This window comes from Streptomyces sp. NPDC002513 (assembly GCF_053595355.1).
This window is the reverse complement of the sequence record NZ_JBSFXK010000007.1, coordinates 58,516-79,100: the sequence shown is the minus strand read 5'-3', so window position 1 is coordinate 79,100 and position 20,585 is coordinate 58,516. Positions and strand designations below refer to the sequence as shown.

General features: G+C 71.8%; 18 protein-coding genes. 11 read left to right on the top strand and 7 right to left on the bottom strand.

Translation table 11 applies throughout. From position 1 onward, the window contains the following. The first annotated feature begins 663 nt into the window (after positions 1-663). The 3 genes from sucC (at position 664) to ACWD5Q_RS07380 (ending at position 3,525) form a co-directional block, all read left to right on the top strand. The gene (gene sucC, locus ACWD5Q_RS07390; protein ID WP_451426069.1) at positions 664-1,845 is read left to right on the top strand and encodes an ADP-forming succinate--CoA ligase subunit beta; all 1,182 of its coding nucleotides are present in this window, start codon (positions 664-666) and stop codon (positions 1,843-1,845) included. Between the two features lie 21 nt (positions 1,846-1,866). Further along, entirely contained in the window at positions 1,867-2,751 is an 885-nt protein-coding gene (gene sucD, locus ACWD5Q_RS07385; protein ID WP_451426068.1) for a succinate--CoA ligase subunit alpha, read from the top strand. Positions 2,752-2,937: 186 nt separating this feature from the next. Then, a complete protein-coding gene (locus tag ACWD5Q_RS07380; protein ID WP_451426067.1) occupies positions 2,938-3,525 on the top strand; it encodes a GNAT family N-acetyltransferase in 588 nt (195 codons plus the stop codon). Between the two features lie 132 nt (positions 3,526-3,657). Here the strand turns inward: ACWD5Q_RS07380 and ACWD5Q_RS07375 are convergent, their stop codons facing one another. After that, positions 3,658-5,286 carry an alpha/beta fold hydrolase gene (locus ACWD5Q_RS07375; RefSeq protein ID WP_451426066.1) on the bottom strand — a complete coding sequence of 543 codons (1,629 nt, stop codon included), beginning with the start codon at positions 5,284-5,286 and terminating at the stop codon, positions 3,658-3,660. A gap of 46 nt (positions 5,287-5,332) precedes the next feature. Beyond that, a complete protein-coding gene (locus ACWD5Q_RS07370) occupies positions 5,333-6,127 on the bottom strand; it encodes an RNA polymerase sigma factor (RefSeq protein WP_451426065.1) in 795 nt (264 codons plus the stop codon). Positions 6,128-6,278: 151 nt separating this feature from the next. Between ACWD5Q_RS07370 and ACWD5Q_RS07365 the strand changes: the two genes are divergently transcribed. Then, positions 6,279-7,895, top strand: coding sequence for a cell division protein PerM (locus ACWD5Q_RS07365; RefSeq protein WP_451426064.1), 1,617 nt, complete (start codon positions 6,279-6,281; stop codon positions 7,893-7,895). Positions 7,896-8,045: 150 nt separating this feature from the next. Here the strand turns inward: ACWD5Q_RS07365 and ACWD5Q_RS07360 are convergent, their stop codons facing one another. Further along, positions 8,046-8,828, bottom strand: a complete 783-nt coding sequence (locus ACWD5Q_RS07360; RefSeq protein WP_451426063.1) for a hypothetical protein — start codon at positions 8,826-8,828, stop codon at positions 8,046-8,048. Positions 8,829-9,181: 353 nt separating this feature from the next. Here ACWD5Q_RS07360 and purN point away from each other — a divergent pair, with 353 nt between their 5' ends. Together purN and purH are read left to right on the top strand one after the other, a co-directional pair. Next, positions 9,182-9,829, top strand: a complete 648-nt coding sequence (gene purN / locus ACWD5Q_RS07355) for a phosphoribosylglycinamide formyltransferase (RefSeq protein ID WP_451426062.1) — start codon at positions 9,182-9,184, stop codon at positions 9,827-9,829. Next, the gene (purH, locus tag ACWD5Q_RS07350; protein ID WP_451426061.1) at positions 9,826-11,415 is read left to right on the top strand and encodes a bifunctional phosphoribosylaminoimidazolecarboxamide formyltransferase/IMP cyclohydrolase; all 1,590 of its coding nucleotides are present in this window, start codon (positions 9,826-9,828) and stop codon (positions 11,413-11,415) included. Before purN ends, purH begins: the two co-directional genes overlap by 4 nt. A 101-nt stretch (positions 11,416-11,516) precedes the next feature. Here purH and ACWD5Q_RS07345 read toward each other — a convergent pair whose 3' ends face one another. Next, a complete protein-coding gene (locus ACWD5Q_RS07345) occupies positions 11,517-12,095 on the bottom strand; it encodes a hypothetical protein (RefSeq protein ID WP_451426060.1) in 579 nt (192 codons plus the stop codon). Between the two features lie 273 nt (positions 12,096-12,368). On the opposite strand from ACWD5Q_RS07345, the gene ACWD5Q_RS07340 reads away from it, so the two are divergent. The 3 genes from ACWD5Q_RS07340 to ACWD5Q_RS07330 all read left to right on the top strand — a co-directional run bounded on the left by ACWD5Q_RS07340 (position 12,369) and on the right by ACWD5Q_RS07330 (position 15,395). Further along, the gene (locus ACWD5Q_RS07340) at positions 12,369-13,223 is read left to right on the top strand and encodes a bifunctional methylenetetrahydrofolate dehydrogenase/methenyltetrahydrofolate cyclohydrolase (protein ID WP_451426059.1); all 855 of its coding nucleotides are present in this window, start codon (positions 12,369-12,371) and stop codon (positions 13,221-13,223) included. Beyond that, entirely contained in the window at positions 13,213-13,701 is a 489-nt protein-coding gene (locus ACWD5Q_RS07335) for a DUF3017 domain-containing protein (RefSeq protein WP_451426058.1), read from the top strand. The genes ACWD5Q_RS07340 and ACWD5Q_RS07335 overlap by 11 nt, the downstream gene beginning before the upstream one ends. Before the next feature lie 704 nt (positions 13,702-14,405). Continuing rightward, entirely contained in the window at positions 14,406-15,395 is a 990-nt protein-coding gene (locus tag ACWD5Q_RS07330) for a malate dehydrogenase (protein WP_451426057.1), read from the top strand. A gap of 210 nt (positions 15,396-15,605) precedes the next feature. On the opposite strand, the gene ACWD5Q_RS07325 is transcribed toward ACWD5Q_RS07330, so the two are convergent. Both ACWD5Q_RS07325 and ACWD5Q_RS07320 read right to left on the bottom strand, forming a co-directional pair. Then, complete coding sequence (locus tag ACWD5Q_RS07325; RefSeq protein ID WP_451426056.1) at positions 15,606-16,280, bottom strand: SDR family NAD(P)-dependent oxidoreductase; 675 nt, start codon at positions 16,278-16,280, stop codon at positions 15,606-15,608. A gap of 110 nt (positions 16,281-16,390) precedes the next feature. Next, positions 16,391-16,864 (bottom strand): cupin domain-containing protein, encoded by a 474-nt coding sequence (locus tag ACWD5Q_RS07320; protein ID WP_451426055.1) that lies wholly within the window; start codon positions 16,862-16,864, stop codon positions 16,391-16,393. Between the two features lie 66 nt (positions 16,865-16,930). On the opposite strand from ACWD5Q_RS07320, the gene ACWD5Q_RS07315 reads away from it, so the two are divergent. Continuing rightward, positions 16,931-17,890: a DUF5937 family protein gene (locus tag ACWD5Q_RS07315; protein WP_451426054.1), complete on the top strand. Its 960-nt coding sequence runs from the start codon at positions 16,931-16,933 to the stop codon at positions 17,888-17,890. Positions 17,891-18,050: 160 nt separating this feature from the next. Here the strand turns inward: ACWD5Q_RS07315 and ACWD5Q_RS07310 are convergent, their stop codons facing one another. Continuing rightward, positions 18,051-18,830 carry a hypothetical protein gene (locus ACWD5Q_RS07310; protein WP_451426053.1) on the bottom strand — a complete coding sequence of 260 codons (780 nt, stop codon included), beginning with the start codon at positions 18,828-18,830 and terminating at the stop codon, positions 18,051-18,053. 192 nt (positions 18,831-19,022) lie between these two features. Between ACWD5Q_RS07310 and ACWD5Q_RS07305 the strand changes: the two genes are divergently transcribed. Further along, positions 19,023-20,543 (top strand): aldehyde dehydrogenase family protein, encoded by a 1,521-nt coding sequence (locus ACWD5Q_RS07305; protein ID WP_451426052.1) that lies wholly within the window; start codon positions 19,023-19,025, stop codon positions 20,541-20,543. Positions 20,544-20,585: the final 42 nt, after the last annotated feature.

Below are 20,585 nucleotides of genomic sequence, written 5' to 3'. Positions count from 1 at the left end.
CGCCGGCCCCACGCCGACGCCGGCGGCAGGACTCGGCAGCGATGGTTCCGAACTCCCGAACTCCGGGATTCCCGAACTCCGGGATTCCGGGGATCCCGGAATCCCGGAGGGTCCGACGTACAGCGGGTGGCTCGCCGGCCGGCCACGCGGTGACCGGTGCCCGGGAAGCCGCCGCGTCCGTCACCCCGGAGTACCTGCGGCCGGGCTCGTACGGCACGTACTCCGTCTGAGACCGACGCCGTGCGGCGCGGGCCCGCCGGCACCGTCGCACGGCGCCCGAAGGCCTCCGCGGGGAATGAGGGACCGGGGTGACCGAAAACCGTCGGTCCGCCCCACCGAAATCCCGCGGACCGGGCGAGTGGCCCCATTGGGGTGGGGACCACTCGCTCCGCGCCCCTCACGGGGCGGCACAGGGGTCCCACCGGGCCAACCCCAACCCGGTGGGACCCTTCCCGTCGCGTGCACGTGTGACAGGTATCACCGCTCAGGTGTGATCTGCGATTTAGAGCCCCACCGCAAGCGGCGATAACCTGCGAGACGGACATGCCGCGCGCTCGGACACCGTGTGCGCCCCCCTTGTGACACACGCGGACGTCACGTTGCCCTTCGCGGCACGCCCACGCATCCAACGAACCGCGAGATCACTGATAGGGACGGAAGCGCGTGGACCTGTTCGAGTACCAGGCGAGGGACCTCTTCGCCAAGCACGGCGTACCGGTTCTGGCCGGTGAAGTCATCGACACGCCTGAGGCGGCGCGCGAGATCACCGAGCGGCTGGGCGGCAAGTCGGTCGTCAAGGCGCAGGTGAAGGTCGGTGGCCGCGGCAAGGCCGGCGGCGTGAAGCTGGCCGCCACCCCGGACGAGGCGGTCGCCCGTGCGACGGACATCCTCGGCATGGACATCAAGGGCCACACGGTCCACAAGGTCATGATCGCCGAGACCGCCCCGGAGATCGTCGAGGAGTACTACGTCTCCTTCCTCCTCGACCGCGCGAACCGCACCTTCCTCTCCATCGCCTCCGTCGAGGGCGGCATGGAGATCGAGGAGGTCGCGGCCACCCGTCCCGAGGCCGTCGCCAAGATCGCCATCGACGCCATCGACGGTGTCGACCAGGCGAAGGCCCAGGAGATCGTCGCCGCGGCCAAGTACCCGGCCGAGGTCGCCGACAAGATCGCCGACGTCCTCGTCAAGCTGTGGGAGGTCTTCGTCAAGGAGGACGCCCTCCTGGTCGAGGTGAACCCGCTCGCCAAGGTCGCCTCCGGTGACGTCCTCGCCCTCGACGGCAAGGTGTCCCTGGACGACAACGCCGAGTTCCGCCACCCCGAGTTCGAGGAGCTCCACGACAAGGCCGCCGCCAACCCGCTCGAGGCGGCCGCCAAGGAGAAGAACCTCAACTACGTCAAGCTCGACGGCGAGGTCGGCATCATCGGCAACGGCGCGGGTCTGGTCATGTCGACCCTGGACGTCGTCGCCTACGCCGGCGAGTCCCACAAGGGTGTCAAGCCCGCCAACTTCCTCGACATCGGCGGTGGCGCCTCCGCCGAGGTCATGGCGAACGGCCTGGAGATCATCCTCGGCGACCCGGACGTCAGGTCCGTGTTCGTCAACGTCTTCGGCGGCATCACCGCCTGCGACGAGGTCGCCAGGGGCATCGTGCAGGCCCTGGAGCTTCTCGAGACCAAGGGCGAAGAGGTCACCAAGCCGCTGGTCGTGCGTCTCGACGGCAACAACGCCGAGCTGGGTCGCCAGATCCTGGACGACCGCAACCACCCGCTCGTGCAGCGTGTGGACACCATGGACGGCGCGGCCGACAAGGCCGCCGAGCTGGCTGCTGCCGCGAAGTAAGGGACGAGGTCTAAGACAACCATGGCTATCTTCCTCACCAAGGAATCCAAGGTCATCGTCCAGGGCATGACCGGCTCCGAGGGCCAGAAGCACACCAAGCGCATGCTGGCCTCCGGCACGAACATCGTCGGCGGCGTGAACCCGCGCAAGGCGGGCCAGGCCGTGGACTTCGACGGCACGGAGATCCCGGTCTTCGGCACCGTCAAGGAGGCCATCGAGAAGACCGGCGCCGACGTCACGGTCATCTTCGTCCCGGAGAAGTTCACCAAGGACGCGGTCATCGAGGCCATCGACGCCGAGATCCCGCTCGCGGTCGTCATCACCGAGGGCATCGCGGTGCACGACACGGCCTCCTTCTGGGCGTACGCCGGCAAGAAGGGCAACAAGACCCGCATCATCGGCCCGAACTGCCCCGGCCTGATCACCCCCGGTCAGTCGAACGCCGGCATCATCCCGGCCAACATCACCAAGCCGGGCCGTATCGGCCTGGTCTCGAAGTCCGGCACGCTGACGTACCAGATGATGTACGAGCTGAGTGACATCGGCTTCTCGACGGCCGTCGGCATCGGTGGTGACCCGATCATCGGCACCACCCACATCGACGCCCTCAAGGCCTTCCAGGAGGACCCCGACACCGACCTCATCGTCATGATCGGTGAGATCGGCGGCGACGCCGAGGAGCGGGCCGCGGCCTTCATCAAGGAGAACGTGACCAAGCCGGTCGTCGGCTACGTCGCGGGCTTCACCGCGCCCGAGGGCAAGACCATGGGTCACGCGGGCGCCATCGTCTCCGGTTCGTCGGGCACCGCCCAGGCGAAGAAGGAGGCGCTGGAGGCGGCCGGCGTCAAGGTCGGCAAGACGCCTACGGAGACGGCGAAGCTGGCCCGCGAGATCCTCGCCGGCTGAGTTCTCCGCTCCCGCCGAACGGCCCGGAGCGGCCGAACGGCACGGTGGCTGAGCCTCGCGTGGGCCCGCGTTCCCTTCAGGGAGTGCGGGCCCACTGGCGTTTCCGGGCTCGCACACCACCGGCCCGCCCCGCATCGACGCGGCCTCCTTCGCTCCGCAGCCCGTCCTCGCCGGAGCTACGGTGCAGTGGTGAGCAACGACTCTCTCCTGGGCCGCGCCGTCCGCCTCGTCCCACTGTCCGTCGGTCATGCGGAAGCGCTCTTCGCTTCTGCGTCGGATCCCGAGGTATGGCGGTGGATGCCCCGGCCCCGCCCCGACTCCCTGATGCAGATGCGGGCGTTGATCAGCCAGATGCTGGAGGATCGGGCCCGGCGGTGCTTCGCGGTTCAACGCCTGGCGGACGATGCGGTGGTCGGCTCGACCAGCCTGTATGCGCTTGATCTTGCCGAGGGGCGCGCTGAGATCGGTGCGACCTGGTTCGATCGTTCGTGCTGGGGCGGCCCCTACAACGCCGAATCCAAGCTGCTGCTGTTCGGGCATGCCTTCGATGATCTGGGCCTGGTCAGGATCGCCTTGCGCACCGACAACCTCAACGTGCGTTCCCAGCAGGCCCTGACACGGCTGGGACTCGTGTACGAGGGGAGGTTGCGCAGCCACATGATGCGCCAGGACGGCACCCGTCGTGACTCGCTGTACTACAGCGTGCTCGCGGAGGAGTGGCCTGCCGTGCGCGACAAGCTGCTCACCAGGATCGCGGCCAAGTTCACCGCCTGATCACGCGACTGCCTGTACTCGGAACATCAACGAGCGGCCGAGTCTCCCTCATCTCGCCTACGCGGGGTGTTGGCGGCGAGCAGTTCCCGCAGAGGTCCGACGATGAGATCGGGCCGTCTTCTCCAGGGCCCGTCAGCCGTACCGCCGCAGCAGTCCGTCCACGTACGCCTCCAGCCGTTCTCCCAGCACATCAGGCGTCAGATCGTCCCGCCCCAGTTCACGCCACGGCCCGGCCAGCTTCGCCGCGTCGGGGCAGTAGTGCAGGGCGTCGAGCAGCCGCCAGTACAGGTGGTCGGGGTCGTCGGCGAGGTCGCGGCCGCCGTGTGCCTCGTATCGCTCGCGGAAGTCCAGCCCGTACGCCGGTCCGTGCAGCAGCGCGAGCGCGGTCGAGCAGTGCGCCACGTCGAGGTCGGCAGGTCCCCACGAGGTCTCGACCCAGTCCACGACACCGGTGATCCGCAGCTTGGGTCCGGCTCCCGTGAAGAGCACGTTCCCGGGGTGGAAATCGCGGTGCAGAAAGCAGCCTTCGTACGACGGCGGGTCGCGGCGGATCACGTCCACGGCCCGCTCCCACAGGGGACCGTCCGGGGTGCGGACGCGCTCCGGGGACGTCCACGCCTGGTACGTGCGCGGTCTTTCGGCCGGTACGACGCCGTGGACGCGGACGAGCTGGGCCGCGAGCAGGTCCAGGCGCCGTTCGAGGTCGTCCTCGTCCTCGTCCACGCGGACGCGGCCCGGCAGCGCGGACATCAACAGGGTCGGGTGGTCGCAGTGTTCGGCCGTGGCGTCCACCGCGACGAACCGGGGCGCCGGGATGCCTTCCTGTCCGGCGAGCAGCGTCAGGACGGATGCCTCGCGGGCCAGCAGCCCAGGCCCTGCGTGGCGGAAGAACGGCTTCACGAAGGTCCGTTGCACCAGGGCCGTGCCGTCGTCGAGCGTGAGCCGGCGCATCTGGGAGCTCCAACCACCGGACATCAGGCGCGAGTCGGCGACCGTGCGGCCGTGGTCGAGCTGCTTGGCCACCCACGCGCGCGTGGCCGACCAGGCACGGCCGTCGAGGCCGGTCAGCACCGCCTCCACGAACTCCCGCCGGTCCTCGCCGTGATCGCGGAACCACATGCCCAGCTGGTGCTGTGCGTCCGGAAGGCCGAACCGCGTGTACTGGGCGCGCGCGGCCAGCGCGTCCTGTACGGACTCGGTCACGGCGGGCGGGATCACCGTGTCGGTGCCCGGCACGGCGAGCACCGCCCGGCCCTCGTACGCCCGCAGCACCTGAAGCGCGGGCGCCTCCCGCCAGCTGTCCGGCTGCCGGATGATCCCGCTGAACCGGCCGTTCCCGTCCTCGAAGGGCACGTCCCACGCCTCGGCGGTGTACACGGCGGGCGCGCACAGCCCCAGCGCCGCCACCCGGTCCCCGTAGTGCCGGACGAGATCGGCCACCGTCTGGCCGCTCATGCTGAAACCCACCAGGGCCAGTGGCCCGTCCGTTCCCGCGTACGCGTCGATCACCGCGACGGCTTGCTCGAACCGCCGCCGCAGGCTCGACTCGCTGAGCTTTCCGGTACTTTCGCCGTGCCCGGAGAAGTCGAAGGCGATTCCCCGACAGCCGTGGGCCACGAACTCCCGTACCAGCGGAAGCAGTCGTTCCGTGCTGCTGGTGCCTGCGCCGTGCAGCATCACGGCGGTGCCCCCGGAAGGATCACCGCCGTACACACCACTGAGCCGTTCACCGCTGTGGTCGTGCGTGAAGTCGAGCAGCATGCCCCCTATTCACTCACGCCGCGGCCTCCGTCTTTCGGCCGAAACGTCAGCGGGCCTCCGGAACTAGGCGTTCCGGGCCGCGAAGGAGCAGCGACTCCAGCAGTGCGCGGACCTCCAGTTGGTCTTCGGGCAGCGGGCCCGCGGCCACCCGTGGCGGCAGGTCCCGGATCTCCTTCCCCCGGGGCACGGGTCGTTCGAAGTGGTCCTGGGCGATGCGCAGGGTCAGCGCGGTCGCGCCGACGACCGCGGTCGTGAAGGCGATGGCCGCGGCGGTCCACTGCCGGGCGCGCCGTTCGCCCCGGGTGCGGACCGTGGGCGGCCTGGCCGCGCGGAGGGGCTGCGCGCCGGCCAGTTCGCCCAGCCTGCGGCGCAGTACCGCCGGCGCCGCCTGGTCCGGTACCAGCGCGGCGAGCGCTTCCCGGGCGGACAGCAGCCGGCCCGCCGTCACCGGGGTGCTCGCCTGGGTCTCGGCCGCGGCCTCCGCCAGGCCGAGGCCGACGCCGTCGTAGAGCAGCAGCGTGCGCCGGTGCGGGGGCGGCAGCGTCAGCAGCGCGTGCAGCAGTGCGCGGTCGGCCGGGTCGGCGGGCGGCGGCTCCGGCTGCCGGGGGCGCAGGCGGAGGCGGTGCCAGGGCGAGAGCGCCCGGTCGTGTGCCGTGGCCCGTACCCATCCGCCCGGATCGGGGTCCACGGCCACCTCGGGCCAGTGCTGCCAGGCCTGCTGGAAGGCCCACTCGACCGATGCGCGGGCCAGCAGGCGGCGGCCGGTGAGCAGATACGTCTGTCGTACGAGGGCGGGTACGCAGGACTCGTACAGCGCGTCGAAGGCCTGATCGGGCGTCACGGAGGGCCGCTCGGACCCCGGTTGCGGGGAGGCGGGGCTCTGCGGCACAGGGTGTCCCTTGGCCCTCCGTGCAGAAAAGTACATAAACGTATATTGAGCGACACATCGGCGCTTTCCCTGTTACGACGAGAAAGCGCGTGTCGTTGGGAGCATGGCGGGCGTGACCTCATGGACCGACCGCCGAACGCCGCCGTCGCCCCTGCTCACCCGGTCCCGCCACCGGTGGCCCGGGCTGGGCGGCAGTCTCCTGGACGGCGCCGTCGCCGCCGTGCTGGGGCTCGGCTCGCTCACCCTGCTCGTGATCGTGCTGTGGATCAGTTCGCCGTTTCCGGACGACGGACCCGGCGGTGCGCTGCGCCTCGCGGCCTCGCTCTGGCTGCTGGCCCACGGCGTCCTCCTGGTCCGCACCGAGACGCTCTCCGGGATGCCCGCGCCCGTCGGGGTGACGCCGCTGCTGCTGACCGTGCTGCCGGTGTGGCTGCTGTACCGGGCGGGGCGTGACGCGGTGGCCGGGGACGGCACGGACGACGCGGAGCACGCGGCGGGCACGGCGGACGCGGCGGGTGACGCGCCGCTCGCCGCCGCGCGCACGGCATGGCCCGGCGTGACGGCGGGCTACCTCGGGATCGGCGCGGTGGCGGCGCTGTACGCCTCGGGCGGAACGCTGCGGCCGTCGTGGACCTGGACCGCGCTGTGCCTCCCGCTGGTCACCGTGGTGACGGCGGGAGTGGGTGTGTGGACGGCACACGGGCGGCCGGGCGAGCCGGTGTGGGTACGCCGGGCGTTCGCGTGGCTGTTCCCGGCCGTGCGGCGGCCGGAGACACCCGGGCCGGCGGACCTGGGCGGGCGGATGTGGCCGGTCGCCTCCCTGCGGGCCGCCCTGGCCGGGACGGCCACGCTCGTCGGCGGGGGCGCGCTGCTCGTGGGTGTGTCGCTGGTGTGGCACGGCGAGGCCGCGTGGGCGTCGTTCCTCCAGCTCACGCAGGGGTGGTCGGGGCGGTGCGGGGTGCTGCTGCTGGCACTGGCGCTGATGCCGAACGCGGCGGTGTGGGGCGCGGCCTATGCGCTCGGGCCCGGGTTCGTCCTGGGTGCCGGGCATGGGGTGGGGCCGCTGTGGGCGGGGCGGCCCCCGGCGACACTGCCGCCGTTTCCGCTGCTGGCGGCGGTGCCGGCCACGGGCGGCGGGCCGCTGTCGTGGGCGGTGGGGGCGGTGCCGGCCGTGGCGGGGATGACGCTCGGATGGTGCGTGGCGGGGGCGGCGTGCCGGGACCGGGACGCGGCGTGGTCCGCCGGCCGTACGGTGGCGGCGACGGCGATGGCGGGGCTGGTGTGCGGGGCGCTGCTCGGCGGGCTCGCGGAGGTGGCGGGAGGGCCGCTCGGGGTGGCCGCGCTGGCGCACTTCGGGCCGGTGGGGTGGCAGGTGGGCGGCGCGGCGGCCGGCTGGACGGTGGGCGTGGGGATGCCGGTGGCGCTGGGCGTACGGGCCTGGCGGCTGCGCGGCAGCGGGAAGCCGGAGCGGCGTGGACGGCGGGTGTGGTGGCCCCGGCCGGCCGGGGAATCCCCCGTGCCGCCCGCGCCCTCGGTTCCGTCGCCGGCCGTCCCGGAGCCGGTCAGGGCCCGTGAGCCGGGCGCCGTGCTGTGGGAGGACCCCGATCTCCGGCCGTACGAGGTGCTGTCGGGGGAGGTGGACCCGTTCCTGTCGGACTTCGGGAGAAACGAGCCCCCGCAGCCCCCGACCGCGCCCCTGAGGAGCCCAGGGGCGCCGTAGCCCCCAAGGGGACCCGCCGGAGACCGGAGAACCGGAGACCGGAGAACCGGAGACCGAAGAACCGGAGACCGAAGAACCGGAGACCGAAGAACCGGAGACCGAAGAACCGGAGACCGAAGAACCGAAGCCGGACGAGAGGCGCCCGGTGGCTCAGTCCTGTGTGCCCAGCAGGCCCCGCAGGTTCTTCGGCAGCAGATCGTTGCACGAGTGCTTCGCCACCGACGTCAGGGAGTCGTTCAGACACGTGTAGTAGTCGCGGTAGACCATCTGGGCCGTGAACATGGCCGCCACCATCGCGATCGCCAGGGACGCCGTGACCAGACCGCTGATCGCCGCCGTCGTCTGCGGACGGGCCGGGGGCGCCGAGGCGTTCGGGTCGGGGGTGCGGGGCTTGGCGCGCAGCGCGCTCGCGCCCCAGTACACCGCCAGCGCGCCCAGCAGCAGGGCCACGTACGGCCAGCTGAAGAGGGCGAAGAAGAAGGCCCACATGCCGGACAGCAGCGCATAGCGCGCGCGGCGCTGGGCGGGGTCCGTGGGGTCCCAGCGCAGGCCGGGGCCCGGGCCGCCGGGCCCCTCGGGGCCGCCCTGTCCGCCGGTGCCGCCCGGACGCTCGCCGAAGCGGCCCCCCGATGCGGGGCCGGGCTGCCGGTCGCTCCACTGGCTGCCCCACCCGGAACGTCCGCCCTCGTCGTCGGCGCCGTCCTGTCCCTCGCCCCGGCCGGGCTCGGGGCGGCGCGGCCGCCAGGGCCGGTCCGGGGTTCCCTCCGGCGGCGGTGCGAAGGGGTTGTCGTCCGCGGGCGCCCCCTGGCTCCGCCCACCGCCCGCGGAGTCACCCCCGCTCCCGGGGGTCTCGTCGCTCTCCCGCGGCGGCACGGGCGAAGGGTGCCGCTCGCGCAGCAGCAGCGGAGGGAGTCGGAGACTGCGGTCCGGCATCAGATGTGCGTCTTCCCCTTGGTGGTTCTGGCGGCGGCTCGTCGGCGGAGGGTGCCGCGAGGGGGGCGCGCCCGGGCAGGCGTCCCTCGTCCGGATCAACGTCCCGCACAGCCGCGGCGTTCCCCCGCGTCGATCCGCTTCCCCGGGCGGTTCTTCCACAGACGCTACCTTCCGGCCACGCCCCCGTCCCGTGGGGGCCGTCCGGTGTGCCGGTATCGTTGCTGACGGTCGACCGCTTCGTAGACTTCCCCGTATTCGGGGGCGCGAAGCATTCGTACGACCATACAAACGCTCTCCGGGCCTCCCGCTCGCCGAGCGACCGCACGAACGCTCCCCCGAGAAAGGGTCCCGCCGTGGCCGAGTCCGTGGCCGAGACCGCCTCCGAGTCCGCGGCCAAGCGCCTGGTCGTCCTGGTCTCCGGGTCCGGCACCAATCTGCAGGCGCTCCTCGACGCCATCGCCGAGACCGGGCCCGCCTACGGAGCCGAGGTCGTCGCCGTCGGCGCCGACCGCGACGGCATCGAGGGCCTCGCCCGCGCCGAGCGCGCCGGGCTGCCCACCTTCGTGTGCCGGGTCAAGGACTACGAGAGCCGAGAGGCGTGGGACGCGGCGCTCACCGAGGCCGTCGCGGCCCATGAGCCCGATCTCGTCGTCTCCGCGGGCTTCATGAAGATCGTGGGGAAGGAGTTCCTCGCACGGCTGGGCGGGCGGTTCGTCAACACCCACCCCGCTCTCCTGCCCAGTTTTCCCGGAGCCCACGGTGTGCGCGACGCGCTCGCGTACGGCGCCAAGGTCACCGGCTGCACCGTCCACTTCGTCGACGACGGTGTCGACACCGGACCGATCATCGCTCAGGGCGTGGTGGAGGTCCGGGACGAGGACGACGAGAGCGCTCTGCACGAGCGCATCAAGGAAGTCGAGCGAAGGCTGCTCGTCGAGGTCGTGGGGCGGCTCGCCCGCAACGGCTATCGCATCGAGGGACGAAAGGTAGTTATCCAGTGACCGCCGAGAGCACCAAGCGGCCCATCCGGCGCGCGCTCGTCAGCGTCTACGACAAGACCGGGCTCGAAGAGCTGGCCCGAGGGCTTCACGAGGCGGGCGTCGAGCTCGTCTCCACCGGCTCCACCGCGTCGAGGATCGCCGCCGCGGGCGTTCCCGTCACCAAGGTCGAGGAGCTGACCGGCTTCCCCGAGTGCCTGGACGGCCGGGTCAAGACCCTGCACCCCAAGGTCCACGCGGGCATCCTCGCCGACCTGCGCCTCGACAGCCACCGCCGGCAGCTCGCCGAGCTGGGTGTCGAGCCGTTCGACCTCGTCGTCGTCAACCTCTACCCCTTCCGGGAGACCGTCGCCTCCGGGGCGTCCCCCGACGAGTGCGTCGAGCAGATCGACATCGGCGGCCCCTCCATGGTCCGCGCCGCCGCCAAGAACCACCCGTCCGTGGCCGTGGTCACCAGCCCGGAGCGGTACGCCGACGTCCTCGCCGCGGTCCGCGACGGCGGCTTCGACCTGACCGCCCGCAAGCGGCTCGCCGCGGAGGCCTTCCAGCACACCGCCTCGTACGACGTCGCGGTCGCCTCCTGGTTCGCGTCCTCGTACGCGCCCGTCGACGCGGCGGCCGACGGCGGGTCCGCGACGGGCGCCTTCCCGGACTTCCTGGGCGCCACCTACACGCGCGAGAACACCCTCCGCTACGGCGAGAACCCCCACCAGCCCGCCGCCCTCTACGTCGACGGCAGCGGCGGCGGCCTCGCGGAGGCCGAGCAGCTGCACGGCAAGGAGATGTCGTACAACAACTACACGGACACGGACGCCGCGCGCCGTGCCGCGTACGACCACGACGAGCCGTGCGTCGCGATCATCAAGCACGCCAACCCCTGCGGCATCGCGACCGGCGCGGACGTCGCCGAGGCGCACCGCAAGGCGCACGCCTCCGACCCGCTGTCCGCGTTCGGCGGTGTCATCGCCGTCAACCGGCCGGTGAGCCGCGAGATGGCCGAACAGGTCGCCGAGATCTTCACCGAGGTCATCGTGGCGCCCGGCTACGAGGAGGGCGCGCTGGAGGTCCTCACCAAGAAGAAGAACATCCGGGTGCTCAAGGCCCCGAACGGCCCCTGCAACCGGGTGGAGGCCAAGCAGATCGACGGCGGCGTCCTCCTCCAGGTCACCGACCGGCTCCAGGCCGACGGCGACGACCCGGCCAACTGGACGCTCGCGTCGGGCGAAGCGCTCCCCGCCGACGAGCTGAAGGAGCTGGCCTTCGCCTGGCGGGCCTGCCGGGCCGTCAAGTCCAACGCCATCCTGCTCGCCAAGGACGGCGCCTCGGTCGGCGTCGGCATGGGCCAGGTCAACCGGGTGGACTCCTGCAAGCTGGCCGTCGCGCGGGCGGGCGAGGAGCGGGCACGCGGCTCCTACGCCGCCTCGGACGCCTTCTTCCCGTTCCCCGACGGGCCGGAGATCCTGATCGCCGCGGGCGTCAAGGCGATCGTCCAGCCGGGCGGTTCGGTCCGTGACGAGCAGGTCGTCGAGGCCGCGCAGAAGGCGGGCGTGACCATGTACTTCACGGGCACGCGCCACTTCTTCCACTGAGCGGCGCCGGGCACCGGACACGGAGTTCCCGGCGGCCCGGACACACGTGCGGCCTCCGGCTTCCCCACGGGGAGCCGGAGGCCGCGGCGCGCAAGTCCCCGTCAGTACGCGGGCTGCTGGGGCCGCTTGAACCAGGCGGCGCCGTTGGAATTGCCGACGAAGACGGCGATGAGGATGGCGAGCACCGTGTGGAGCAGGCCCACGATGACGAACGGGTAGATGCCGAGGATCGCGGTGATGATCGCGAACACCAGGACCGTGGTCCGCAGTCCGTTGCCGCCGGTGTTGAACTTCACGGCCAGCACGACCGCGAACACCGCCCAGGCCAGGGCGAACACCGTGATCGCCCACAACCAGCCGGTCGAGTAGTCGGCGAGCTGCTGGAAGCTCGAGTTGTCCTTCAGCTGCGCGTCGTTCTTGGCGGCGTGGACGCTGGCCGCGCCGACGGCGAACAGGCCCGCACCGATCAGCTGCAGACCGACGATGACCCACAGCAGCACACGGGCGGTGGAGACCGTGCCGGGCATGGTCGTCGGGAAGGGCTGCTGGCCGTAGCCCTGCGCCGGCGGGGCCTGCGGATAGCCGTAGCCCGGCTGCGGCTGCTGGCCCTGCGGGTAGCCGTAACCCGGCTGCTGGCCCTGGGGCGGGCCGTAGGGGCTGTTCGGTTCGCCGAAACTCATGAGCGGCTTTCCTCCGTCTGCTCAACTGCGGGGACGAGCGCGGCGCGGATCGGAGGAAAGTTCTACAGTTGCGGTCCGTCCCCCCGGATACTGCCCGCGACACACGTCTTCATGGTTCTCACCCCCGCACACCTTTGTCCAGCGGCATTTCGCATGCGTTGTGCAAGCGCAACCTTTATGATCACGGCCGGAAGCGGGCGGGGGACGGCCGCCGGACGCCGGGAGGGGAACCGGATTGGAACCGGGGGCGGGTCATCCGGGAGGATGGGAGGCATGACTGCCCAGATTCTCGATGGCAAGGCCACCGCAGCCGAGATCAAGTCCGATCTGACCGCCCGCGTGGCGGCGCTGAAGGAGAAGGGCAGCACGCCCGGCCTCGGCACGATCCTGGTCGGGGACGACCCCGCCAGCCGGAAGTACGTCGCGGGCAAGCACCGCGACTGCGCGGAGGTCGGCATCGCGTCGATCGAGCGTGAACTGCCCGAGACGGCCACTCAGGAGGAGATCGAGGCGGTCGTCCGCGAGCTGAACGAGGACCCGGCCTGCACCGGTTACATCGTGCAGCTGCCGCTGCCCAAGGGCATCGACGAGAACCGGATCCTGGAGCTGATGGACCCGGAGAAGGACGCGGACGGCCTGCACCCGATGAACCTCGGCCGCCTGGTGCTGAACGAGCCGGCGCCGCTGCCCTGCACCCCCAACGGCGTGCTCACCCTGCTGCGCCGCTACGGCGTGGAGATCAAGGGCGCCGAGGTCGTGGTCGTCGGCCGGGGCATCACCATCGGGCGCCCGATGCCGCTGATGCTGACCCGGCGCAGCGAGAACGCCACGGTCACCCAGTGCCACACCGGCACCCGGGACCTCTCGGCGCATCTGCGGCGGGCCGACATCATCGTCGCCGCGGCGGGCTCCGCGCATCTGATCCGGCCCGAGGACGTGAAGCCGGGCGCCGCCGTCCTCGACGTCGGTGTCTCCCGCAGCGCCGAGGGCAAGATCGTGGGCGACGTGCACCCGGACGTCGCCAAGGTGGCCGGCTGGATCTCCCCGAACCCGGGCGGTGTGGGCCCCATGACCCGTGCCCAGCTGCTCGTCAACGTGGTCGAGGCGGCGGAGCGCAGTGTCGGCTGACGGTGCGCCCGAGCGCACCCGGGAGAAGGACACCGAGCCGGTCGCGCGGGACGCGGCCGGCGCCCCCGACGCCGCCGGCCTGCCGCCGCGGACGACCCGGCGGTTCCCGCGGATCACCTGGGACACCGCGCGGCCCGAGGGCGGCGGCCGGGCCGCGCCCCGTGACGCGCCCGCGCCCGCCCGGCAGTGGCCGATCCTCGTGGTGCTGGGCGTCGTCGGGCTCGGGCTGCTGGTGACCGCGCTGGACGCGTTCCGCCTCGGCACGATCCTGATCGGCCTCGCGCTGCTGGGCGGTGCCGTGATGCGCTGGATGCTGCCCGACGTGGGCATGCTCGCGGTGCGGTCCCGCTTCACCGACATGGTGACCTACGGCGTCCTGGGCCTGGCCATCGTGCTGCTCGCGATGATGGCCCAGCCCGATCCGTGGCTGGAGATACCGTTCCTGGACGACACCCTGCACTTCACGGTCCGCACCTGAGGCCGCGGCCGTAGGACGCACACCACGGCGGGCCGCCCCTTCTCGGCAAGGGGCGGCCCACCGTCGTCGTACGGGGCCGCTCGGCCTCTCCCCCGTGGGAGGCCGGGCGCCCGGGGGGCGGTCGGGCCGCCCGGGAGACACCCTTGTGTAGGTGCGTGAGCCGTTCAACACCTGAGCGTCGGCTGTGGCACGGAGGTGACCGTTCCGCTACCGTGTGCGCGCACCGCGCTCGGTGAACACCCCTCAGCCGCCGCTCCGTCAGGCGGTCGCCAAGCCCCCTCGAAAAGCCCCGCCGAAAAGAATCGCCCCCGCCATGCATGAGCCCGCCGCCGCGGGGCAGGCGCACGGTACCCCCACGGGAGTCCGGTATCGCCGGGAGGCCGACAACCCTTCCAGCTGGACGACCCCTGCGGCGGCCGCCGCTCAGTCCCCCCTCCTCGGAGCGGACGGCCGCCGCTCCGTCGGGCCTCGGCGGAGCCGCGGCCACCGCCTCGGCCGGTTGTGGGACGGGCCACAGGGGCCCGGCAGTCCGGGATCACGGATGCGCGATAGCCTGACGGCTGGATCTCTCTTGACGCCAAGAGACCGATCATCCCTACCCTTGATCGATCATCGCGGCCGGCGCCGGCCACGAGCCGGCGGCACGGGGATCCCGCACCCCGGGGCGACGACGCCCCACCGCCAGCTGTCCTACGGAGAACGCCATGACCCGCACTCCCGTGAACGTCACCGTCACCGGCGCGGCCGGCCAGATCGGCTACGCACTGCTCTTCCGCATCGCCTCCGGTCAGCTGCTCGGCGCGGACGTGCCGGTCAAGCTGCGCCTCCTGGAGATCACCCCGGCGCTGAAGGCCGCCGAGGGCACGGCCATGGAGCTCGACGACTGCGCGTTCCCGCTCCTGCGGGGCATCGAGATCAGCGACGACCCGAACGTCGCCTTCGACGGCACCAACGTCGCCCTTCTCGTGGGCGCCCGGCCGCGCACCAAGGGCATGGAGCGCGGCGACCTCCTTCAGGCCAACGGCGGCATCTTCAAGCCGCAGGGCAAGGCCATCAACGAGCACGCCGCGGACGACATCAAGGTCCTCGTCGTCGGCAACCCGGCCAACACCAACGCGCTGATCGCCCAGGCCGCCGCCCCGGACGTACCGGCCGAGCGCTTCACCGCGATGACCCGCCTCGACCACAACCGCGCGCTGACCCAGCTGTCGAAGAAGACGGGCGCCCCGGTCTCCGAGATCAAGCGCCTGACGATCTGGGGCAACCACTCCGCCACCCAGTACCCGGACATCTTCCACGCCACGGTCGCCGGCAAGAACGCCGCCGAGGTCGTGAACGACGAGAAGTGGCTCGCCGAGGACTTCATCCCGACCGTCGCCAAGCGTGGCGCCGCCATCATCGAGGCCCGCGGTGCCTCGTCGGCGGCCTCCGCCGCCAACGCCGCCATCGACCACGTGTACACCTGGGTCAACGGCACGGCCGAGGGCGACTGGACCTCCATGGCCATCCCGTCGGACGGCTCCTACGGTGTCCCGGAGGGCCTGATCTCCTCCTTCCCGGTCACCACCAAGGACGGCAGGTACGAGATCGTCCAGGGCCTGGACGTCAACGAGTTCTCCCGCGCCCGTATCGACGCGTCGGTGGCGGAGCTGGGGGAGGAGCGCGACGCGGTCCGCTCCCTCGGCCTCATCTGACCCGCCCGGTCCTTTCGCGATCGCACGCAGGCCCCGCCCCGGTTCTTCCGGGGACGGGGCCTGCGGCCTTTCCGCTCACCGGCCGAGAGCAGCACGGCGCACGGCCGCGGACCGGGGCGCCGTCACGGCCGCCCCGCGCGCGACGGCACGCGTCCCGCGTACGGCGGATCAGGGATCGACGATGGTGGGAGGGGGAGGGCCGGGACGGCGTCACACGGTGAAGACGCGCTCGACTTCGTCGCGCTGCGTGTGCAGGTCCCAGTAGAGGGGGGCGACCTCCTCGGCCGAGGCCGCCGGTACTCCGGGCGGGCCGTCCGTGCCGATCCACACGCCGATGGCGACGTGCGCGGCCTGGACGCCGGTGTCGGCCAGTTCCTTGTGCAGGCTGAGCACCCAGTTGCGCAGCGCGGCCTGAGCGGCGTTGAGGTTGCCGAGCATCGGAGTGGGGTCGACCGAGCCGGCGCCGTTGGTGTAGAGCAGGGTGCCCGCGCCGGCCTCGCGCATTGCGGGCAGCACGGCCCGTGTGGCGGCGATCGCCCCGTAGAGCAGGAAGTCCATCGCCCACTGCACATCGGAGGGGTTGGTCTCCGACGGAGCGGTGAGCGGCGTGGATGCGATGCTCCCGGCCGGGGAGTACTCCAGGACGTCGATGCCGCCGAAGCGGGCGGCGGCGTCCTTGAGCGCCTGGGTGAGTGCGTCAGGGTCGAGTACGTCCGCGGGGAACGCGGCGGCGGTGATGCCTTCGGCGTCGAGCCGGCCGGCCAGGTCGTTGAGCTTGTCGCGGTTGCGGGCGACGAGAGCGACGTCGAAGCCGTGGGAGCCGAAGGTACGAGCGATGGCCAGGCCCATACCGGGGCCGGCTCCGACGATGGCGATGCTGGGCACAGTGAATCCTTTGCTGGGACGTTGGGAAAGGGGCACCGACACCTTGAGGGCCACTGCGGACGAAGTCGGCCTCCGGACCCGGCTTGGCGGTGGCGATCACGCGCGGGCCCTCACCGCTCGTGGTCGTCGACGAAATGGTTGTCGTGGGCTTCGTGGAGCCGGCTGAGGTCCCGCTCGTTCACAGTGGCGAGCTGTGCGAAGTACTCCTCCCGCGGGACGCCTGGCGAGAGTGCCATCAGGAGGGTGGCGGGTTCGGCGTGCTCCTTGCGGAGCGCGTGGACGTCACCCACCGCGGCATGCGTGGTGTCGCCGGGCCGCAGTGTTCGCCAGGCCCGCCCGTCGAAGTAGTCGATCTCACCTTCTTCGACGATGAAGGTCTCGCTGAAGGTCGTGTGAAAGTGCGGGGCAGGTCCCCGGCTCGAGGGCGACATGCGCCACCGGTAGATGCTCACGAGCCCGCTGGTCTGCGCCGGGCCGGCGAGGACTTCGATGGTCGATCCGCCGGCGCCCAGCCGGATCGTTCGCGTCTGTTGGGCTCGCTCGGGTTCCTTGGGACGCCGGGCAATCGACTCCGTGTCGGTCATGACCCGAGTCTTGGGGCTTCGCCGCTCTGCTCGCGCTCACTTCGGCGGTGGCCTAACAATGGTGGAGTGATCCGCTACCGATTGGGCGTTGGTGCTGCGAGTGTGCGGTGGGCGATGTCGCCGATCCATGAAGTGGTCAGTCTTGCCCAGCTCTTGACCGAACCGCAGCGTCACCCGATGTTCCACCCGTGGCTTCGCCGTCGCCGCCGTCTCTCGCTCCCCGACCTGGGGGCGCTCACGGTCTTCATGGCCGATGGCGCGTATCGACCCGACTTCCTCGACCCATCGCCGATGTCCAGTGAGCCGACGTTCGAGGAAGGCATGGATGCCCTCCTCGCCGCGCCGGCGGACCAGACGTACGCCGAGCTGGTCGACGCGACGATGGGGCGCGGGGCAGAAGTGGGCCGCCGACTGCTCGACGACCCCGACCGAGCCAGGTCCGAGGCCGCCGATGCGCTGCGCCGTCTCTGGAAGGCGGTTGTGGAACCGGAATGGCCGTCCATGCGGCTGGCGTTGCGTGCCGAGATGCTGGATCGGGCCATCCAGGTCAACCGCGAGGGGCTGCGTGCGGTCCTTCCGCGCCTGCACCCTTCCGCTGCGTGCGAGGGCGACACCATCACCGTGGAGAAGAGCGTCGACATCGACGTCGACTGCCCTGAAGGACTCATTCTCGTACCGTCGCTGTTCATCACCGACCGGATGCAGTGCACCACCTCGGACCACTGGAGTCCGGCGATCTATTACCCGGCATCCGGGCGGTACCTCTGGGCGGCACCTCCCACTCCGAGGTCGCTCGACCGTCTTCTGGGGGTGACCCGGTCGAGGATCCTGGCCGCGCTCGCCACTCCGCTGCAGACGACCGTTGTGGCCAGGCTGGTGGGCGTCACCCCCCCGACGGCCAGCGAACACCTGGCGATCCTGCGAGACGCCGGGTTGATCGACAGCAGCCGGGCCGGTCGCACGGCCACGCACGAGCTCACCGAGGCTGGACGTGCTCTCCTGGACGCGTCCTCGCCGCGGCCGTGACCTTCGCCGTAGCTTCGGGAGAACAGGGCTTGTTCGAAGGGGAGTCGACGGCCGAGCGGTGCGCCACGGAGGCCGGCGAGGCCGGCCGGCCGATCGTCTCGCGCCGTGGCCGGACGCACGGCCCGGTGGACACTCGGGCCGGGCTCGGGCGGGTGCCGCCTCAGGCCGTCCCCAGCAGCAGGTCCCGGAGCTTGGAGACGTCCAGCGACGCGCTCGCGGGCGGGACCTTGGCCGGAACCGGCACGTTGTAGTCCGTGAAGGTGAGGGTCAGGTCCGTGCCCGGGCCCTTCTGGGCCGCGCGGTACAGCCGGTGCGGTGTGCCCGTCGTGACGTACAGCGTCGAGGTCAGGCCGTTCACCTGGAAGGACAACGGGACCACCCGGGTGCCGTTCACGGTCGTCGCGAGGCCCTCCTTCAGGGGGGCCGGCGGCGTCGCCGTCGCGGCCGACTGGAGGTCCTGGAGGTTGCAGGCGTTGACGACACCGCTGAAGAGCATGTCGTTCGTGGAGCCGTGGATGTAGTGGTTCCTGAACGTCTCGGCCGCGGCGGTGCCCCGGGCGCCCGGCAGCTCCGCCGTCCAGAACGCCTTGTTCGGCTTCAGCCACACGTCGGTGCCCCGTTTGATGATCTGGACCATGCCGCCGCGCGTGCCGAGGGTCAGGGTGCCCGCGCAGTCGCCCCGCCGGTCGAGCGCGAGGTCCATGGCCGTGGGCAGGGTGATGCTGTTCGCCGCGGCGGCGCTGCGGTCCTGGTAGTGGATCCGGACCGATGTCGCCTTCCGCAGTGCGCTCTGGGCCTGTGCGGCCAGTTGCTGGGGGCTCTGGTCGCCGCCGGTCCGGGCCGACGACACGCCGCCCAGTACGGGGGAGAACAGCAGGCCCATCGTCGCGGCCGTCACCGTCGCACGCGTCGCGATCGTGAAGCCATGCGTCCGGAACATCGCGTCACCTCCACCAGTAGCTCAGCCTCAGCGTACTTTTCACCCTTTTCGACCGCATTTTCAGTGACGCGGAGCACTTTCGGTCACGCCGATGCATGCATCCCCGGCCAGGGGGCAGGCGCACGTCGCCCACTGGCGGTGACGCGCGCGTGACACAGGGCGACCGAACGGGAACGGAAGGCGATACCGATCATGGCGGGACAGCAGGTACGGCAGGCAGCGCAGACCATCCATGCGGCAGGGCGGTGGCACGCGGCGCTCTCCGGCGCCACCCGCGAGATCCTGGACCCCGCGGACGCCGAGCCGCTCGCCCTGGTCGCGGAGGGTGACGAACGGGACGCCGACGTGGCCGTCGCGGCCGCCCGCCACGCCTTCGACGAGGGGCCCTGGCCGCGCACGTCCGCGGCGGAGCGCGCCGCCCTGCTGTACCGGGTCGCCGATCTTCTCGTACGCGATCGCGAAGAGCTGGGTCTGCTGGAGAGCCGCGACGCGGGCAAGACGCTGGAGGAGGGCCGCGTCGACATCGACTGTGTCGCCGACGCCTTCCGCTATTTCGCGGGCCTCGTCGCCGCCGAGAGCGCCGGCCGTGTCGTCGACGCCGGCTCGCCCGACATCCACAGCGTCGTGGTGTACGAGCCCGTCGGCGTGTGCGCCCTGATCACCCCCTGGAACTACCCGCTGCTCCAGGCGAGTTGGAAGATCGCCCCGGCGCTGGCCGCCGGCAACACCTTCGTGGTCAAGCCGAGCGAGATCACCCCGATGACCACCATCGCCCTGATCGAGCTGCTTCTGGAGGCAGGACTGCCCGCCGGGGTGGCGGGCATCGTCACCGGCCCCGGCCACACGGTCGGCGCCCGGCTCGCCGAGCACCCCGGCGTCGACCTGGTCTCCTTCACCGGCGGACTCGTCAGCGGTACGAAGGTCGCGCAGGCCGCGGCCGCCGGCGTGAAGAAGGTCGCCCTCGAACTCGGCGGCAAGAACCCCAATGTCGTCTTCGCCGACGCCTGCGCCACCGACGAGGGCTTCGACTCCGCCGTCGACCAGGCCCTCAACGCGGCCTTCATCCACAGCGGCCAGGTGTGCTCGGCCGGCTCCCGCCTCATCGTCGAGGAGTCCGTCAAGGAACGCTTCGTCGCCGAACTCGCCCGCCGCGCGAGCCGGATACGCCTCGGCCGCGGCACCGAGAAGGACATCGAGTGCGGCCCGCTGGTCTCCGCCCAGCAGCGCGCCAAGACCGAGGCGTACGTCGCCTCCGCGCTGGCCGAGGGCGCCGTGCTGCGCAGTGGCGGCAGGCGCCCCGAGCCGGACGGGACCAGGCCGGCCGGCGGCTACTTCTACGAGCCCACCGTGCTCGACGGGTGCCACCGGGAGATGAAGGTCGTACGCGAGGAGGTCTTCGGGCCCGTCCTGACCGTGGAGACCTTCCGCACCGAGGACGAGGCGGTCGCGCTCGCCAACGACACCGAGTACGGCCTCGCCGGCGCCGTGTGGACCACCGACGCGGGCCGCGCCCGCCGCGTCGCCGGGCGGCTGCGCCACGGCACCGTCTGGATCAACGACTTCCACCCCTACCTCCCGCAGGCGGAGTGGGGCGGCTTCGGCAAGAGCGGCACCGGCCGCGAACTCGGCCCCGCGGGCCTCGCCGAGTACCGCGAGGCCAAGCACGTCTACCAGAACCTCGCTCCGAAGCCGGTCCGCTGGTTCGCGGGCTGACCCCGGCCGCCCCCGTCCCGGCGCCCCCGTCCCCCTTCCCGT

What these genes read in the sequence shown, in the direction of transcription:
- sucD (WP_451426068.1), top strand. Translation starts at nt 1,867, where the DNA reads ATGGCTATCTTCCTCACCAAGGAATCCAAGGTCATCGTCCAGGGCATG.
- ACWD5Q_RS07375 (WP_451426066.1), bottom strand. Translation starts at nt 5,286, where the DNA reads ATGCTGCTCGACTTCACGCACGACCACAGCGGTGAACGGCTCAGTGGT.
- ACWD5Q_RS07365 (WP_451426064.1), top strand. Translation starts at nt 6,279, where the DNA reads ATGGCGGGCGTGACCTCATGGACCGACCGCCGAACGCCGCCGTCGCCC.
- ACWD5Q_RS07360 (WP_451426063.1), bottom strand. Translation starts at nt 8,828, where the DNA reads ATGCCGGACCGCAGTCTCCGACTCCCTCCGCTGCTGCTGCGCGAGCGG.
- ACWD5Q_RS07345 (WP_451426060.1), bottom strand. Translation starts at nt 12,095, where the DNA reads ATGAGTTTCGGCGAACCGAACAGCCCCTACGGCCCGCCCCAGGGCCAG.
- ACWD5Q_RS07340 (WP_451426059.1), top strand. Translation starts at nt 12,369, where the DNA reads ATGACTGCCCAGATTCTCGATGGCAAGGCCACCGCAGCCGAGATCAAG.
- ACWD5Q_RS07330 (WP_451426057.1), top strand. Translation starts at nt 14,406, where the DNA reads ATGACCCGCACTCCCGTGAACGTCACCGTCACCGGCGCGGCCGGCCAG.
- ACWD5Q_RS07320 (WP_451426055.1), bottom strand. Translation starts at nt 16,864, where the DNA reads ATGACCGACACGGAGTCGATTGCCCGGCGTCCCAAGGAACCCGAGCGA.
- ACWD5Q_RS07310 (WP_451426053.1), bottom strand. Translation starts at nt 18,830, where the DNA reads ATGTTCCGGACGCATGGCTTCACGATCGCGACGCGTGCGACGGTGACG.
- ACWD5Q_RS07305 (WP_451426052.1), top strand. Translation starts at nt 19,023, where the DNA reads ATGGCGGGACAGCAGGTACGGCAGGCAGCGCAGACCATCCATGCGGCA.